This window comes from Faecalibacterium sp. IP-3-29 (genome assembly GCF_023347335.1).
Classification (GTDB): Bacteria; Bacillota; Clostridia; order Oscillospirales; family Ruminococcaceae; genus Faecalibacterium; species Faecalibacterium duncaniae.
This window is the reverse complement of record NZ_CP094471.1, coordinates 1169944-1184433: the sequence shown is the minus strand read 5'-3', so window position 1 is coordinate 1184433 and position 14490 is coordinate 1169944. Positions and strand designations below refer to the sequence as shown.

General features: G+C 54.5%; 15 protein-coding genes and 1 pseudogene. 7 read left to right on the top strand and 9 right to left on the bottom strand.

Annotated features, from left to right (window positions below; translation table 11 throughout):
- Positions 1-125 precede the first annotated feature (125 nt).
- A complete protein-coding gene (locus MTP40_RS05720; protein WP_207685019.1) occupies positions 126-908 on the bottom strand; it encodes a ZIP family metal transporter in 783 nt (260 codons plus the stop codon).
- A gap of 289 nt (positions 909-1197) precedes the next feature.
- On the opposite strand from MTP40_RS05720, the gene MTP40_RS05715 reads away from it, so the two are divergent.
- On the top strand, positions 1198-2034 hold the full coding sequence (locus MTP40_RS05715) for a hypothetical protein (RefSeq protein WP_207685018.1): 837 nt from the start codon (positions 1198-1200) through the stop codon (positions 2032-2034).
- Positions 2035-2108: 74 nt separating this feature from the next.
- Here the strand turns inward: MTP40_RS05715 and MTP40_RS05710 are convergent, their stop codons facing one another.
- Entirely contained in the window at positions 2109-2471 is a 363-nt protein-coding gene (locus MTP40_RS05710) for a YbaK/EbsC family protein (RefSeq protein ID WP_370569210.1), read from the bottom strand.
- On the opposite strand from MTP40_RS05710, the pseudogene MTP40_RS05705 reads away from it, so the two are divergent.
- Positions 2457-2654 (top strand): annotated as a pseudogene (locus tag MTP40_RS05705) (helix-turn-helix domain-containing protein); the annotation flags it as partial. The gene MTP40_RS05710 and the pseudogene MTP40_RS05705 sit on opposite strands and share 15 nt — an antisense overlap.
- An 81-nt stretch (positions 2655-2735) precedes the next feature.
- On the opposite strand, the gene MTP40_RS05700 reads toward MTP40_RS05705, so the two are convergent.
- The 7 genes from MTP40_RS05700 to MTP40_RS05670 form a co-directional block, all read right to left on the bottom strand.
- Positions 2736-3302, bottom strand: a complete 567-nt coding sequence (locus MTP40_RS05700; RefSeq protein ID WP_118265302.1) for a CPBP family intramembrane glutamic endopeptidase — start codon at positions 3300-3302, stop codon at positions 2736-2738.
- A gap of 47 nt (positions 3303-3349) precedes the next feature.
- Complete coding sequence (locus tag MTP40_RS05695) at positions 3350-3727, bottom strand: TnpV protein (RefSeq protein ID WP_249259971.1); 378 nt, start codon at positions 3725-3727, stop codon at positions 3350-3352.
- A 186-nt stretch (positions 3728-3913) separates the two neighbouring features.
- A complete protein-coding gene (locus MTP40_RS05690) occupies positions 3914-4303 on the bottom strand; it encodes a C-GCAxxG-C-C family protein (protein ID WP_005934047.1) in 390 nt (129 codons plus the stop codon).
- A 32-nt stretch (positions 4304-4335) separates the two neighbouring features.
- Positions 4336-4962, bottom strand: a complete 627-nt coding sequence (locus MTP40_RS05685; protein WP_249259970.1) for an alpha/beta fold hydrolase — start codon at positions 4960-4962, stop codon at positions 4336-4338.
- A gap of 17 nt (positions 4963-4979) precedes the next feature.
- Positions 4980-5750, bottom strand: coding sequence for an EFR1 family ferrodoxin (locus MTP40_RS05680; RefSeq protein WP_249259969.1), 771 nt, complete (start codon positions 5748-5750; stop codon positions 4980-4982).
- Between the two features lie 62 nt (positions 5751-5812).
- Positions 5813-6352: a DUF3795 domain-containing protein gene (locus MTP40_RS05675; protein ID WP_112090066.1), complete on the bottom strand. Its 540-nt coding sequence runs from the start codon at positions 6350-6352 to the stop codon at positions 5813-5815.
- A gap of 90 nt (positions 6353-6442) precedes the next feature.
- Complete coding sequence (locus MTP40_RS05670; protein WP_249259968.1) at positions 6443-7426, bottom strand: Gfo/Idh/MocA family protein; 984 nt, start codon at positions 7424-7426, stop codon at positions 6443-6445.
- Positions 7427-7628: 202 nt separating this feature from the next.
- Between MTP40_RS05670 and MTP40_RS05665 the strand changes: the two genes are divergently transcribed.
- The 5 genes from MTP40_RS05665 (at position 7629) to MTP40_RS05645 (ending at position 14402) form a co-directional block, all read left to right on the top strand.
- Positions 7629-8282, top strand: a complete 654-nt coding sequence (locus MTP40_RS05665) for an NAD(P)H-hydrate epimerase (RefSeq protein WP_207697417.1) — start codon at positions 7629-7631, stop codon at positions 8280-8282.
- 208 nt (positions 8283-8490) lie between these two features.
- Positions 8491-9054 (top strand): TetR/AcrR family transcriptional regulator, encoded by a 564-nt coding sequence (locus MTP40_RS05660; protein WP_249259967.1) that lies wholly within the window; start codon positions 8491-8493, stop codon positions 9052-9054.
- Entirely contained in the window at positions 9051-11432 is a 2382-nt protein-coding gene (locus MTP40_RS05655) for a glycoside hydrolase family 2 protein (protein WP_249259966.1), read from the top strand. Before MTP40_RS05660 ends, MTP40_RS05655 begins: the two co-directional genes overlap by 4 nt.
- Entirely contained in the window at positions 11423-12808 is a 1386-nt protein-coding gene (locus MTP40_RS05650; protein WP_249259965.1) for a glycoside-pentoside-hexuronide (GPH):cation symporter, read from the top strand. Before MTP40_RS05655 ends, MTP40_RS05650 begins: the two co-directional genes overlap by 10 nt.
- Positions 12801-14402 carry a glycoside hydrolase family 36 protein gene (locus tag MTP40_RS05645; protein WP_249259964.1) on the top strand — a complete coding sequence of 534 codons (1602 nt, stop codon included), beginning with the start codon at positions 12801-12803 and terminating at the stop codon, positions 14400-14402. The genes MTP40_RS05650 and MTP40_RS05645 overlap by 8 nt, the downstream gene beginning before the upstream one ends.
- Positions 14403-14490 lie beyond the last annotated feature (88 nt).

The window sequence follows — 14490 nt, the reverse complement described above, 5'->3', positions numbered from 1 at the left end:
TCTATAAAAAGCCGCTTCTCAGCGGTCCTTCTGCCAAAATAATACGCCCTGCCGTCTCCTCTGTCAAGAAGTTTATGCATTTTCGGAGATTCCAAAAGAGATTTCGTTTTCAAGACCCCCAGCCGTCACCCCAGTGCCACATCCAGCACCATCATCACGCTGAAGCCCACCGCGAAAAATACCGTGCCAACGTTGGAGTGTTGTCCCTGCGACATTTCCGGGATCAGTTCCTCCACCACCACATACAGCATGGCTCCGGCGGCAAAGCTGAGCAGATAGGGCAACGCGGGCACCACGATGCCTGCCGCCAGAATCGTCAGCACTGCCCCGATGGGCTCTACGAGGCCGGACAGCACGCCGCCCCAGAACGCCCGGCCTTTTTTCATTCCTTCCGCCCGCAGGGGCATGGAGATGATGGCCCCCTCCGGGAAGTTCTGGATGGCTATGCCAAGGGAAAGTGCCAGCGCCCCGGCGGCGGTGATCTGAGCAGTTCCGGCAAGATACCCGGCGTAGACCACGCCCACTGCCATACCCTCCGGGATGTTGTGCAGCGTCACCGCCAGAACCATCATGGTGGTGCGCTGGAGCTGGCTTTTTGGCCCTTCGGCCTGCAAACTGTTCTGGTGCAGATGCGGGATGAGATGGTCCAGCAGCAGCAAAAACAAGATACCCAGCCAGAAACCCACCACTGCCGGGAAAAACGCCAGTCCGCCCAGATCCGCGGCCTGCTCCATGGCCGGGATCAGCAAGCTCCATACCGATGCCGCCACCATCACTCCGGCGGCAAAGCCGGTGAGGGCGCGCTGGATGCCGTCACGCAGAGAGTTTTTCAAAAAGAACACACAGCCCGCCCCAAGACTTGTGCCCAGAAAGGGGATCAATATCCCCCAGAATGCATCTTGTATCATGTAGTACCTCCTTACGGTTAAATATAACTAACTGCACAAGCAGTATACTGCGCTCCGGCAAAAAGGTCAAGGGCTTTGCGGTATAGAGGATGCAGATCGTTTCCTGCATCGAAAAATTCACCTCTGCAAACTTGCCGGTTTCTACTTGACAACGCCCGGTGGGAGTGCTATTTTTACTTCATGAATTTGTTTTGCCTAACCATCTGAGGCGCTTTGCCTCTGCATTTTTTGCATCAATTGTTAGGTAAAGCTAACTGTTTTTTCAAAACTGAGATAGAGGTGTGTTACCATGAGATTGAAAAAAGTATTTGCAGGTGCACTTGCGGCCGCTATGCTGGTATGCGCTGTGGCAGTCCCGGCCTTCGCTGCGGAAGAGGTGGAACAGGAAAACTGCCTGACCTCCAGCTATGTCCAGATGAACATCCCCTACGCCGACTTCTACAAGGCTGCCGGTGTGGACAACGCATCTGAGATCGACGCTGTGACCAGCGCCACCAAGAACAAGACCCGTTCAGGCAAGCTTGCCGCCGGTTCCTACCATGTCAACGCCGACGGCACCGACATCACCGGTGTTTCCTTCCCGGTCAAGGTACTGACCCCGTGGGCGCTGGAGAACGCAAAGCAGGTCACCGATGCCGACAGCTACGACATTACCGTTACCCTGAAGGGCAAGGAATCCACCACCACCTACACCGGCGCAGATGCCCTGTTTGAGAACGAGAGCTACGCTTACTACAAGCTCAGTGAGACCCCTGCCTACTACATCACCGCATGGTATAACCTGCTGAGCGGCAAGTGGGAGTTTGGCAAGGTCAACGCCACCGAGACCACCGTAGAGGGCGCCACTGTGGAGCTGAATACCAACGGTCACCACACCACCTACGAAATGAAGATCTCCGGTTTTGATCTGGACTACAAGGCCAACAAGGTCTACGGCGTAGTTCTGACCACCGCCGATGGCAGTGAGTACGGCCTGCATCATGTGACCAACATCTGGCATGGTACCAAGCTGGGCTTCAATGCCGATGATCCTTACTTTGCATCCATCATCGGCAAGACGATTACTCAGATCACCTTCTACGCCGCCGACGGCGTGTATGTCCTGCCGGTCAATGTGGCGCTGTGAATACACGGAAAACTGCCTGATTTATTGTAAAATATAACACAAAAGGGTCCATCCAACTGCGGGATGGACCCTTTTTATTCGCCTTCCGGTTCTTTGCAGACATCCACCCAGCCCTCGGCTCCGGCGGCTGCTTCCAGCTCCTGCAAGGTCAACTTGACGGCGGTGTGACCATTGCCCGCTGCCGGGTAGACGGTATCAAACTTGCGCAGGCTCTCATCCAGATAGACCGCCACGCCCTCGTTCACTCCAAAGGGGCACACACCGTCGGGTGCATGACCCACATAGGCCTCCACCTCATCGTAGGGGATCATTTTGGCCTTGATGTGGAACAGGCTCTTGTACTTGTGGTTGTCCAGCTTTGCCGTGCCCTCGGTGACGATGAGCACCGGCTTTTCGCCCTGCAGAACCGACAGCGTTTTGGCGATGCTGGCAGGCATGAAATCATTGAACGGTATCGCCCCGGCGAAGACGACCCCCATTTGAAAGTGTTGCAAGCCGCCCATATCAGTGATGATGAATATTTCAGCCACATGGTTCTGGATGACCTCAGCCTCATTATCCGGGATATTCGAGAAGCCCATAAAAAGGACAGTGAGAGTACACCCCAGACCGCTGTTGCATGGTTTGTTGGCTTCCATGTAGCAGCGGTTCGTGCTGTGGTTATTCAGTTGATATTGTATAAAGCGATAAACTGTAAGCTATCAATCGCCACTTAGGCGTGTTTTCCCAATAACAATGTAAAACAACGGTATCATTATAATCATTGCTACTATGATATGTACATATATGAAACTTTGTGTTCCTGTAACAAGAAACAAACTTGTTATTGTATAATTCCATAACCAATGAAATCCTGTGGGCATCCAAATACTCTTTGTAGTGTAAAACATTTCATTGGCAAATATTCCATATAGAAAAGGAAAAATAAACATTACCAGAACAGAAATATTATCGGTATTAAAAATATGTGGTAGTGTAAAAATAAGTGCAGCTATTACGCAACTCAAATACTTATTTTTACATTTTTGCAGCAACAGCCCAAAAATAATTCCTCTAAAAATAACTTCTTCAATAAAGGACACGAAAAAGTAAAATATGAATTTCCCTTTATGATTCATCAACAGTGATAAAAAATCAGTGTCTTGAAGAATTATATTTGATTTGACTGATGAATAAACTATAAACAATACAATGATTGGCATTATAGCTCCAACTGCAAAATTCAGAAAATCTATTTTTCTAAAATATAACCCTATGCTTTTTAACATAACGCACCTTTTAACCTCTGATTTGTCATAATCCTGACACCATACTATTATGAATAAATTATCTCATGTAAAACAATTTCTTCTGCCCGATTGTGGATATTATTGCACCGCCGCACCCATTCCATTTGACGGGTACACTTTAATTCCTCGGTTACGCCCTCGGCAATTTTCATCTGCTCCATGATGGTATCTAACCGTTCCTGTGCCTGTTCGTTCAGGTCTGAAAGATATGTCCATAACTCCCCAGTCAAGGTCAATGTGTTCAATCGGGCTGGATGGATTTTCCTTAAATATTCCCGGTGCAGCCGTCCATACTTTCCAATGGGGCGGTGTTCTTCCGGCAGTTTCAGGTCTAGGATGTAGTAATCTCCAACAAGGATATAATCAATTCCATTTTCCGTTATGCTTGGTTTCAATTCGCTCATGTTTTAATCTCCTCATTCTGGCTCATTTTTTTGCAAGTCTGGCTCTCCAGAAATATTGGTAAATCTTTGGTAAATTTGAGACTGAAGCACAAAAAACGCTTAAAAACGGGGCTTATGAGACGATATGAGACTTTTCATCATGCCCGGTAAATCCTGCCGTGGCAAACAAACAGGATCTTCTTCATCTTACTCTCCCAGCACCTCGCCCAGTGCCAGAACAGCGTTGCGGACGCACTCCGGGCACGGGCACAGCGGTGCGCCGTTCTCTATCCCCTTCAGATCCTTGCAGATGGTAGCACCGCACTTTTCCTGAAAGTTTTGCAGCAGCTCCTTGGAAATGCGGGGTGTGCCCTTGCCGTCGGTGACGATGCCCGCCACCATCACAGCGCCGATCAGTGCGCCGCAGGTGCTCTCCATGCAGCCCATGCCGGCGGCATAGCCTGCGCCCAGCTTCATCAGGGTGTCGGCATCCACCGGCAGCTTGTCCTCAAATGCCTTCAGCACCGCCTGTGCACAGTTGCACTGTCCAGTAGCTTTCCATGCGGCAGCCTGTGCCGCCCGTTCTTCGATGTTCATTTTACAGTCCTCTTTCTTTGATGAATCGTAGTTTATTCAACATTATCATAAAATTCCTGTAACACTGTTGCCAATTCCTCCGGAGATTCTATGTTTGCTTCATGACCTGCTTTCAGAAGTTCATGGAAGTGGGAATCGCTCAAATAACTGGCAAGTTCCTTTGAGGCTTTTTTGTTTGCGTTGTCCTTTTCCCCACAAACGATCAATGCCGGACAGGACACCTTACATAATGAATCCCTGAAATCCAATTCCGTCATCGTACCGCACAAACTGATCACATCAGCTTTTTTGAGGCCAAATTGCTTGAACATTGTATTCGGCATAAAGCGAAACAACATATTCTGGAACTTCAATAGCTTTTCAGGCATTTTATATTGTGCTGCAATTAGCACCAGTGCCTTTACTTTATTCGGATGGTCTATCGCATAATTAAGTGCCAGAACAGCACCCAAGGAAAGCCCGCACAAGACGATTTCATCATGTTCCTTATCACACTCTCCTGAAAATGCAGCATACAGTTCCCCATAAGTGGCCGCTTTGTCCTCCAGCATCTCTGCCAAACTCAAGCAGACGCTGCTGTCCGAGACCTTCGTTTCTTTTATTACTCTGCCCCAACTGTCTGGTTTTTGTCCCAACCCATGCAAGTATAAAAACTTCATCTAATTTCCGCTCTCCTTCACACGTCCTGCTGCTTCCTTTCCAGCGCTTCAAAGTGATACCGTGGCTTTCCCCTGCTCTTTTTGCCGTACTCGATGGCCTCTTTGGGGCAATAGCAGATGCACGCCATGCAGTGGGTGCAGTTTTTGCCCCAGACCGGTTTGCCGTTTTCCAGATGGATGTTGTTCAGGGGGCACAGCTCCACGCACTTACCGCAGCCGATGCAGGCATCCGTTGCCCGGAAGGCCTCTGCTTTTACAAAAAACCGATAGAACACCGGGTTCACCGGGCCGCTCATAAGGCGGTCGTAGAGGTTGTCTCTCGGCGGGGGAAATTCCTGCCCGGCTTTGAGCTGGGTCAGCACCTTCTGAAGTTCAGGCTTTGCCTGCTCCACGATGCTCTTTGCCTGCTCTTTTTGGGGCGCATTGAACATGGCAATGTAGTTTTCCGGCATGATGATCTGAGCTGTACCCATGTACTGCAGCTGCTTTTGCACCGCAAGCTGCCGGTTATAGCCTGCTGCATTGCCGATCTCGCTGCCGCAGTCCATCACAAACCAGATGCGCTCTGCCCCGGTCAGCGCGGTCTTGTCCAGCCACTCCGACACCACCCGGGGGATACGCCATGCGTAGGTAGGCGTGACCAGCACCACATCTCGGCCAGTCTGCACCGGGGCAGCATTCCCTGCCTTGATGCAGGCGTTCAGGTCGTAAAGCGGCATCTCCAACCCTTCGGCAATGCGCCGCGCCAGATACCGGCTGTTGCCGGTTCCCGTAAAATAAAGTACCATGGCTGCTCCTTCGTTTTGTGTTATTCAGATGCCTGTCTGCCCGGCAAACTGAAATTTACAAACTACTTTTTAACAAGTTTTAGCTCTATATTTCTTCTATCAGCAATTTTTTGAAGTATATCAACTATATATGAACATTGTTCTTTGACGGACAAGACAGACAATTCATCATTTTGTTGTATTTGTTTCATAGCTTCTTGTAATTCTGAAAGCTCTAATAAATTGACTGCTACACAGAAGAAATTTTTTCTGCGACCGTCATTATAGTTAGCAAGTAAATGAGAAAGAATTTGCATTTTTTCCCGTTGTTGAAGATTATACTGTTCAACACCAATGTCCTGTATCATTTTCAAGTCTGCTTTTTGGCGTTTATGAGTTATAAAAGAATCATATTTATCAATATACCGATATTTTTCACATGGATAACTTTCACATTCATAACAATATTCAATTTTACCATGTTCAAGGCTACACTTAGCAATTCCGCACGATTGATTACCATTCCCGCAACCGCCACAGTGCTTTCCTAAAAACATAGGGCATAACCCACAATTCAATCCGCAAAGGGAAAATAATTGATTTTTTCGCTCAAATCCTTTCATATTATCAGTTCCTTATAAATTCCGAGTTGTCGCTCTCCGTATGCCATAGTCTCCGCACGCCAAAAAAGCCCTTTGCGGCAAGGTGTGCGCTTACGCCTCCCCCGCAAACTTCATGCCCCAGCTCATGCGGGTGTCGTACATCAGGCGGGTCAGGGCAAGGCTGTCCTGCGGGGTGTAGCGGTCGCTGTCGGTACGCCCCAGCTTGACGCAGCGGCTTGCTTCCCGGATCTCGTACTCAAAGCCGTTGATGTCCACTGGGCAGCGGATGACCTCCGGCTCTTTGCCCTCCACTTCCAGCGTCATGGTCTCGGCGTGCTGGAAATCCGGCAGAAAGATGCTGCCCTTTGTGCCAACGATGCGGGCGTTGCGCTCCAGTTCCTGCCCGATGGTCTGGACAGACTCTGCCATGCAGCCGCCGGGGTAGGTCAGCACAAGGCGGCTGTAATCGTCGGTGCCGTACTCGTTGATGTGCACCTCTTTGGTTTCCACCTTCTCCGGGTCCTGTCCGGTAAGGATGCGCAGAAAGCCCAGATTGTAGATGCCGATATCCAGCAGCGCACCGCCGCCCAGACCGGAATCAAACTTGCGGTCCTTCCGGGCACCGGAGGCAACAAAGCCGTACTGACAGGTGATCTGCTTCAGTTCCCCGATGGTGCCCGCCGCAAGGATCTCGCGCAGGCGGTCATACAGCGGCAGCAGCCAGATCCAGAATGCCTCCATGAGAAAGAGGTGCTTTTCCTCCGCCAGACGGTACAGCTCCTGCGCCTGTTCCGGGGTGATGGTAAAGGGTTTTTCGCACAAAACGTGCTTGCCCTGCTCCAAGCAGAGCTTGCAGTTTTCGTAGTGCAGGGTGTTGGGGGGGGCGATATAGATGGCCTCCACCTCCGGATCCGCGGCAAGGCCTTCGTAGGAGTCATAGCAGCGGGGGATGCCGTACTGCTGTGCAAACGCCTGTGCGCTTTCCAGATGCCGTGAGCCCACGGCAACAAGCTGCTCCCCCTCTGCGCCCATCTGTTCCACCGTAGACGCAAACTTTTTGGCAATGGTGCCGGTGGCTAAGATTCCCCACTTCATAACGGTACCTCCCGGTTTATTACTTTGGATTCGTTGCATCCAGTATACCATGGTTTTCCCCTGCGGAAAAGATAGTGAAAAGCAAAAATGCCCCCGGAGGGCTTGTTCCAACTCTCCGGGGACCGATTCTATGCACCGGTATCTTTCATCTTGTTCCAAACATTCTCATCCATTATAATAGAGATAGAAAGAAGGTGCCAACATGCAACATCGCATTGTGACGGCTGCGCAGATGAAGGAAATTGAACGTGCCGGGGATGCCCACGGTCTGCCCTACCTGCAAATGATGGAAAATGCCGGACTGGCGGCTTACGCTGAACTGCAAAAGCAGTTCCCACATTCCGGCAGGCTGCTGGTGGTCTGCGGAAAGGGCAACAACGGCGGCGATGGGTTCGTGATTGCCCGCACCGCCGCAAAAGACGGTTGGAATGTGACCGTTCTTCTGGCCGAGGGCGAGCCGAAAACTGCGGATGCCATCCTCAATTTTGAGCGTCTGCACTCCCTGCCGGTGCACATCTGCACTGACTGCTCTGTACTGGAAACCCAGCACTTTGATGCTGCTGTGGATGCTCTCTATGGCACCGGGTTCCATGGTGCACTTCGGCCTTCCGGTCTTGCTGCCTGCGGGCTGATACGCCGTCTGCACAAGAGCGGTGCCTTTGTGCTTGCCGTAGACCTGCCCAGCGGCATCAACACGGATACCGGGGAGGTTGCCGAGGGTGCTGCCCATGCAGATTTGACCGTAACCTTCGACAGCTATAAGCCTTTGCATATCGCAGAATCTTCTGCGCCGCTGTGCGGAAAAATCGTCTGTGCCGACATTGGCATCCGGGACGAATGGCACCCGGAGTTTTGACGAGGCTTACCGCTGCGGAAAAGCACCTGCACGCAAAAGACCCCGGCAGCTTTCAAGGCACGCCGGGGTTCTTTTTGTCATTCTGCTGCAAAATGTCTGCACTTTCTTGGCAGAACGCAGAAAATGCGGAAACCGCTTGATTTAGCTCGGTTTCCGCACTAGAATGGAAACCAGAAAAGCAAACACAGTTTCCACAAGGAGGACGCTCATGCAGGAAAAGCTCGATGCGCTGGTGCGCACACAGGCGATGCAGTTATTCCGTCAACAGGGGCTGCATTTCACCATGCAGCAGGTGGCAGAGCCGCTACACATCAGCAAAAAGACCATCTACACCGTTTACCCCTCCAAGGAGGCGCTTCTGCTGGACATGGTAGACCACGCCTTTGCGGAGATCCACCACTGCAAGCAGAAAATTCTGGCGGGCAGCGGTACTTTGCAGGAGAAGCTGCAGGCGGTCATCATTGCCATGCCGACAGAATACGCCGCGCTGGACCTGCGGCAGATGAAGGAGCTGGACGAGAAATACCCGGTGGTGGCGGCGCGGGTGCGCAGTCAATTGGAAAACGGGTGGGAACCCACCATGGCGCTGCTGGAACAGGCTGTGGCAGAGGGGGTTATGCGTCCGGTGTCCCTGCCGGTGCTGCGGCAGATGATCACCGCATCCATCGAGAGCTTTCTGGCAGACCGCAGTCTGGCAGAAAGCGGGGTGCATTATGTGGCCGTACTGGAGGAAATGATCTCGATTCTACTGGAAGGAGTGCTGCCGCGATGAAACACAGCTTTTGCGATGATTGGGAGTTTACCCACCACTGGACCGAAGCCTTTGGCAAGGGGCTGCCGGTGCCAAAACAACAAACCGTCCGCTTGCCCCATACCTGCCGGGAGGTGCCGCTGCACTATGCCACCCCCGCCGATTACGAGATGGTCTGCGGCTACCGCAAACGGTTCCGGGTGCCGCCGGTGCAGGCTGCGCCCCGGCTGTTCCTCCGCTTTGACGGAGCTGCCCATCAGGCGGTGGTGCGGGTCAACGGCAGGGTTGCCGGGCAGCACCGGGGCGGCTATACCGGCTTTGCGGTGGAGATCACAGACCTTGTGGACCGGGAGGGTGAAAACCTGCTGACCGTGCAATTGGATACCCGTGAAGACCCGGCCATTCCACCCTTTGGCTTTGTCATCGACTACCTGACCTACGGCGGGCTGTACCGGGAGGTCTGGCTGGAAGCTACGGCAGAGAGCCGCCTGACCGATTTGTTCGTCTACACGCCCACCCTACATGATGCCGTGGTGCAGTGGACGGCAGAGCTCACACCCGCAACCGTGGCGGTCCGCATCCGACTGGAGACCGCAGACGGCACTCTGCTGGCAGAGCAGACCGCACAGGCGGCAGAAACCGGGAAGATGCAGTTTTCCGTCCCGGACGCACAGCCGTGGGATACCGAGCACCCGGTTTTGCATCATGCCGTGGCAGAGCTTTTGAACGCAGCCGGACAACCCATCGATCGCAAACAGGTGGTCTTTGGCTTCCGCACCGCAGAGTTCCGGGCGGATGGCTTTTACCTCAACGGAAAAAAGACCTTCCTGCGGGGTCTGAACCGACACCAGAGCTACCCTTACATCGGCTACGCCGCACCGGAAAGCCTGCAGCGGGAGGATGCCCGCATTTTGCAGGAGGAACTGCACTGCACCGCCGTGCGCACCAGCCACTACCCCCAAAGCCCATATTTTCTGGACGAGTGCGACCGGCGGGGTCTGTTGGTGTTCACCGAGCTGCCGGGCTGGCAGCACATCGGAGATGCTGCATGGAAAGACGCTGCCTGTGCAATGTTACAAGAGATGATCTTGCAGAACCGCAATCATCCCAGCATCATCCTGTGGGGCGTGCGCATCAACGAGAGCGTGGACGACGATGCCTTCTACACCCGCACCAATCAAATTGCCCATCAGCTGGACCCCAGCCGCGCCACCTCCGGTGTGCGATATCTGGAAAAGAGCCATCTGCTGGAGGATGTCTACGCCTACAACGATTTTTCCCACAACGGCGTAACGCCCGGCGCAAAGCCCAAAAAGGACGTGACCCCGGATATGGGCAAGGCGCTGCTCATCTCGGAGTGCAACGGTCACATGTACCCCACCAAGCCCTTTGACGATGGCCCTCATCGACAGGAGCACGCCTTGCGGCACGTCCGGGTGCAGAACTCCGCCTATGCCAGCGGAGAGCACGCCGGGTGCTTTGGCTGGTGTATGTTCGACTACCAGACCCACAAGGACTTTGGCTCCGGGGATCGCATCTGCTACCACGGGGTGCTGGACAGCTTCCGCAACCCCAAATTGGCGGCAGCGGTCTATGCCAGTCAGGGTGATACTGACCCGGTGCTGGCGGTCAGCTCTTCCATGGACATCGGCGATAACCCTGCCGGGCAACTGGGCACGGCCTACGTTTTCAGCAATGCCCAGCAGGTCAAGCTCTACAAAAACGATGTGTTCGTCACCGCCCTGCGCCAAAGCGAGTGGACGGCGCTGCCCCACCCTCCCTTTGTGATGGACGATCCCATTGGCGAGCTGCTGGAAACGCAGGAGCACTTTTCCCCCGCCAAGGCAGCTGCTGTGCGGGACTGCCTGCTGGCTGCCGGGAAATATGGGCTGCCGGGACTGCCGCTGGCCTACAAGGTCAAATTCGGCTGGTGTATGCTGCACTACAAAATGAGCTTTGAAGATGGCGTGGCGCTCTACGGCAAATATGTGAGCAACTGGGGCGGCGAAGCCACCCGCTGGCGGTTCGATGCCGTGCAGAACGGCAACGTGGTGCGCAGCGTGACCCTTTGCCCCAGCGCAAAGCTGCACTTGGAAGTCAAGGTCAGCCGGACGGCTCTTCGGGAAAAAGACACTTACGATATGGCGGCTGTCCGGGTACGCATTCTGGACGAGAATGGCACCCCAGCCCCCTACGCACAGTTCCCGGTGCAGTTTGCGGTGGAGGGCAGCGCCGCCCTTGTGGGCCCGCAGACGGCGGTGGCCGAGGGCGGCATGACCGGAACCTATCTGCGCACCGTGGGCACTGCCGGAGAAGCCCTGCTGACCGTTTCTGCACCGCAGACCCAGCCCGTTGTGCTGCGGTTTACCATTGAAAAGGAGGACGCTGTATGGAACTGACCCTGAAACAGAAAACCGCATTTGGTATTGGTGCCGTGGGCAAGGATATGGTATATGCTCTGTCGGCTTCTTACGTCATGTATTATTATCAGGATGTGCTGGGGCTTTCGGCCAGCTTTGTGGGCGTCGTGCTCATGGCTGCCCGGTTCTTTGATGCCTTCAACGACCCCTTTATGGGGGTTCTGGTGGCAAAGACCCGCACCCGCTGGGGACGTTTCCGTCCGTGGATCTTTTCTGGCACGCTGCTCAATGCGCTGGTGCTCTACGCTCTGTTTGCCGCCCCGGTGCTGGACGAAGCGGCGTTGATGATCTATTTCAGCGTGGTGTACATCCTGTGGGGCATCACCTATACCATGATGGATATCCCCTACTGGTCCATGATCCCGGCCGTGACCCGCACCCCAAAAGACCGGGAGAACCTTTCCATGGTGGGGCGCACCTGTGCAGGCGTTGGCTCTGCCCTCATCGCTATGTTCACCATGCTGCTGGTGGGAGCCCTTGGCGGCGACAGCGAGCGCGCTGGCTTCCGCTGGGTGGCATTGATCGTAGCGGCAATTTTTGCAGTGACAGAGCTGGTGTGCTGCATTTCCATGAAAGAAACCACCCCCAGTGAGATGAAGACCGCCACCGTAAAGGAGATGTTCTCCGCCCTGTTCCGCAACGATCAGGCTATGGTAGTGGTAGGCAGCATCGTGCTGATCAACTCAGCGCTGTACCTTACCTCCAACTTCATCATCTATTTCTTCAAATACGACCTTGGCGGTGCAGGCTGGAAAGCCACCTACACCCTGTTTTCCACCGTGGGCGGTGCGGCACAGATCCTTGGCATGATGGTGCTTTACCCCTTACTGCGCAAAAAACTCAGCAGCACGCAGGTGTTCCAGCTCAGCCTTGTGCTGGCACTGTGCGGCTACGGCACGCTGCTGGTGTTCTGCCTGACCGGCCTTTCCCATAGCCTTGCCCTGCTGTGCATTCCGGGCGTGGTGGTGTTTGCCTGCAACGGAATGCTGACCGTGCTGACCACCCTGTTCCTTTCCAACAGCGTGGATTACGGTCAGCTCAAGACCGGACGCCGGGAGGAGAGCGTTATCTTTTCCATGCAGACCTTTGTGGTCAAGGCTGCCTCCGGTGTGGCGGTATTCCTGACCGGCATCGGGCTGGACCTCATCGGTCTTGTGGGCAACACGGAGGAGACTGGCCCGGTGGCAGTACAAAGTGCCGGAACCCTGCTGGGTCTGCGCCTGATGATGACCGTTCTGCCCATGCTGGTGCTGGCTGGTGCGCTGGTGCTGTTCCGCCGCAAGTTTGTTCTGACCGATGCCCGCGCTGCCGAGATCAGCGCACAGCTCCACGGGGAGGAAACGCACCATGACTGAAATGCTGCACTGGTACGCAGAAACTTCCGGCGGCGTACAGACAGGCAACTGCACGGTCACGGAGAATGGCGGTGCGCTGCATCTGACGGCAGACCTGCCCGCCGGGACGCTGAAGGCGGTGCGTGCCGAGATGCCGTGGACGATGGAAGCAGACGAGCGTCTGTTCATGAACGGCTACCAGACATGGACCTACAGCCCGGAGCTTGACCGGAACGGCAAGTTGCGTGGCACCGACCACATCCCCGGCTTTCTGCGCAAAAAATACGCCTTTGACCGCTACGGCGATTATCACTTTGTACCTTACGGGCATCAAAAGGGGCAGAGCCACGGCTTTTCCTACTGCTATTTCCGCAAGGGCACACAGTTCCGGCTGGTGGCATCGCTGGACGAGAAGCCGGGCTACACCATCCTCCGCTACGACAGCGGCAGAGCCCTGCTGACGCTGGAGCGTGACTGCGCCGGGGTGGAGCATCCCGGTGGCAGTTTCCCACTCCTTGACCTGTTTTTTGCCGAGGGCTGCGAGACCGAGGTGTTCGACGGCTGGTTTCAGGCTATGGGCGTCAAGCCCCGGACTGAAAAGAAGCTGGCAGGCTATTCCAGTTGGTACAACCGCTATCAGGACATCACCGAGGATACCATTCGGGAGGATCTGACCGGATGTCGCAGCCTGCTTTGCCCGGGAGACCTGTTCCAGATCGATGATGGCTGGGAGCCGAAGGTGGGCGACTGGCTGGAAACAGATGCACAGAAATTCCCCCACGGGCTGAAAGGCATGGTGGAGGAAATTCATGCCACTGGCTTTCAGGCCGGGCTATGGCTTGCACCCTTTGTGTGCGAAAAGAACTCTGCCCTTTTCCGGCAGCACCCGGACTGGCTGCTGAAAGTGGACGGCAAACCGTGGTGCTGCGGCTGCAACTGGAGCAGCTTTTATGCGCTGAATCTCGACAACCCGGCCGTGCTGGACTATCTGCGCCGGGTGTTTGACCTGGTGCTGAACGACTGGGGCTTCGACCTTGTCAAGCTGGATTTTCTGTACGGCGCTGCCCCCTTTGGCAACGCCCGCGAGAGCCGGGCAGCCCGGATGTACCGTGCTATGGAGCTGCTGCGCACATGGTGCGGGCAAAAGCAGATTCTCGGCTGCGGCGTACCGGTGATGCCGGCTTTCGGGCTGGTGGATTACTGCCGTGTCAGCTGTGACGTAGGGCTGGACTGGGACGATGTGTGGTATATGCGCCTGTTCCACCGGGAGCGGGTGTCCACAAAGCAGGCCATCAACAACACGCTATTCCGGCGGCAGCTCAATGGCCGTGCCTATGGCAGCGACCCGGATGTGTTCTTCCTCCGGGAGGAAAACTGCAAGTTGACGGCAGAGCAAAAACGCACCCTTGCCACGGTCAATGCCCTGCTTGGCAATGTGTTCCTTACCTCGGATATGCCGTCCCGCTATACAGAAGCGCAGCGGGCAGAATACCGCCGTCTGCGCACCCTCTTTGAGCACGCCACGCAGGTGCAGGCAGAAGCGGAAAACGACCGTCTCTATATCCGGTATCTGCTGGACGGAACTCCACAAAAATTATGTTTCGACCTGTTCTGACAGTGCGAACGAACCACAACAAAACCACACCCGCCCATGTACTGTGCTTTGCACACAATACGCAGGCGGGTGTTTTGCTGTTCTTCCG

Coding starts and splice junctions, on each gene's coding strand:
- MTP40_RS05660 (WP_249259967.1), top strand. CDS start 8,491: ATGCAGGAAAAGCTCGATGCGCTGGTGCGCACACAGGCGATGCAGTTA.
- MTP40_RS05680 (WP_249259969.1), bottom strand. CDS start 5,750: ATGGTACTTTATTTTACGGGAACCGGCAACAGCCGGTATCTGGCGCGG.
- MTP40_RS05690 (WP_005934047.1), bottom strand. CDS start 4,303: ATGAACATCGAAGAACGGGCGGCACAGGCTGCCGCATGGAAAGCTACT.
- MTP40_RS05720 (WP_207685019.1), bottom strand. CDS start 908: ATGATACAAGATGCATTCTGGGGGATATTGATCCCCTTTCTGGGCACA.
- MTP40_RS05650 (WP_249259965.1), top strand. CDS start 11,423: ATGGAACTGACCCTGAAACAGAAAACCGCATTTGGTATTGGTGCCGTG.
- MTP40_RS05710 (WP_370569210.1), bottom strand. CDS start 2,471: ATGCCTGCCAGCATCGCCAAAACGCTGTCGGTTCTGCAGGGCGAAAAG.
- MTP40_RS05695 (WP_249259971.1), bottom strand. CDS start 3,727: ATGAGCGAATTGAAACCAAGCATAACGGAAAATGGAATTGATTATATC.
- MTP40_RS05700 (WP_118265302.1), bottom strand. CDS start 3,302: ATGTTAAAAAGCATAGGGTTATATTTTAGAAAAATAGATTTTCTGAAT.
- MTP40_RS05655 (WP_249259966.1), top strand. CDS start 9,051: ATGAAACACAGCTTTTGCGATGATTGGGAGTTTACCCACCACTGGACC.
- MTP40_RS05715 (WP_207685018.1), top strand. CDS start 1,198: ATGAGATTGAAAAAAGTATTTGCAGGTGCACTTGCGGCCGCTATGCTG.
- MTP40_RS05685 (WP_249259970.1), bottom strand. CDS start 4,962: ATGAAGTTTTTATACTTGCATGGGTTGGGACAAAAACCAGACAGTTGG.
- MTP40_RS05645 (WP_249259964.1), top strand. CDS start 12,801: ATGACTGAAATGCTGCACTGGTACGCAGAAACTTCCGGCGGCGTACAG.
- MTP40_RS05675 (WP_112090066.1), bottom strand. CDS start 6,352: ATGAAAGGATTTGAGCGAAAAAATCAATTATTTTCCCTTTGCGGATTG.
- MTP40_RS05665 (WP_207697417.1), top strand. CDS start 7,629: ATGCAACATCGCATTGTGACGGCTGCGCAGATGAAGGAAATTGAACGT.
- MTP40_RS05670 (WP_249259968.1), bottom strand. CDS start 7,426: ATGAAGTGGGGAATCTTAGCCACCGGCACCATTGCCAAAAAGTTTGCG.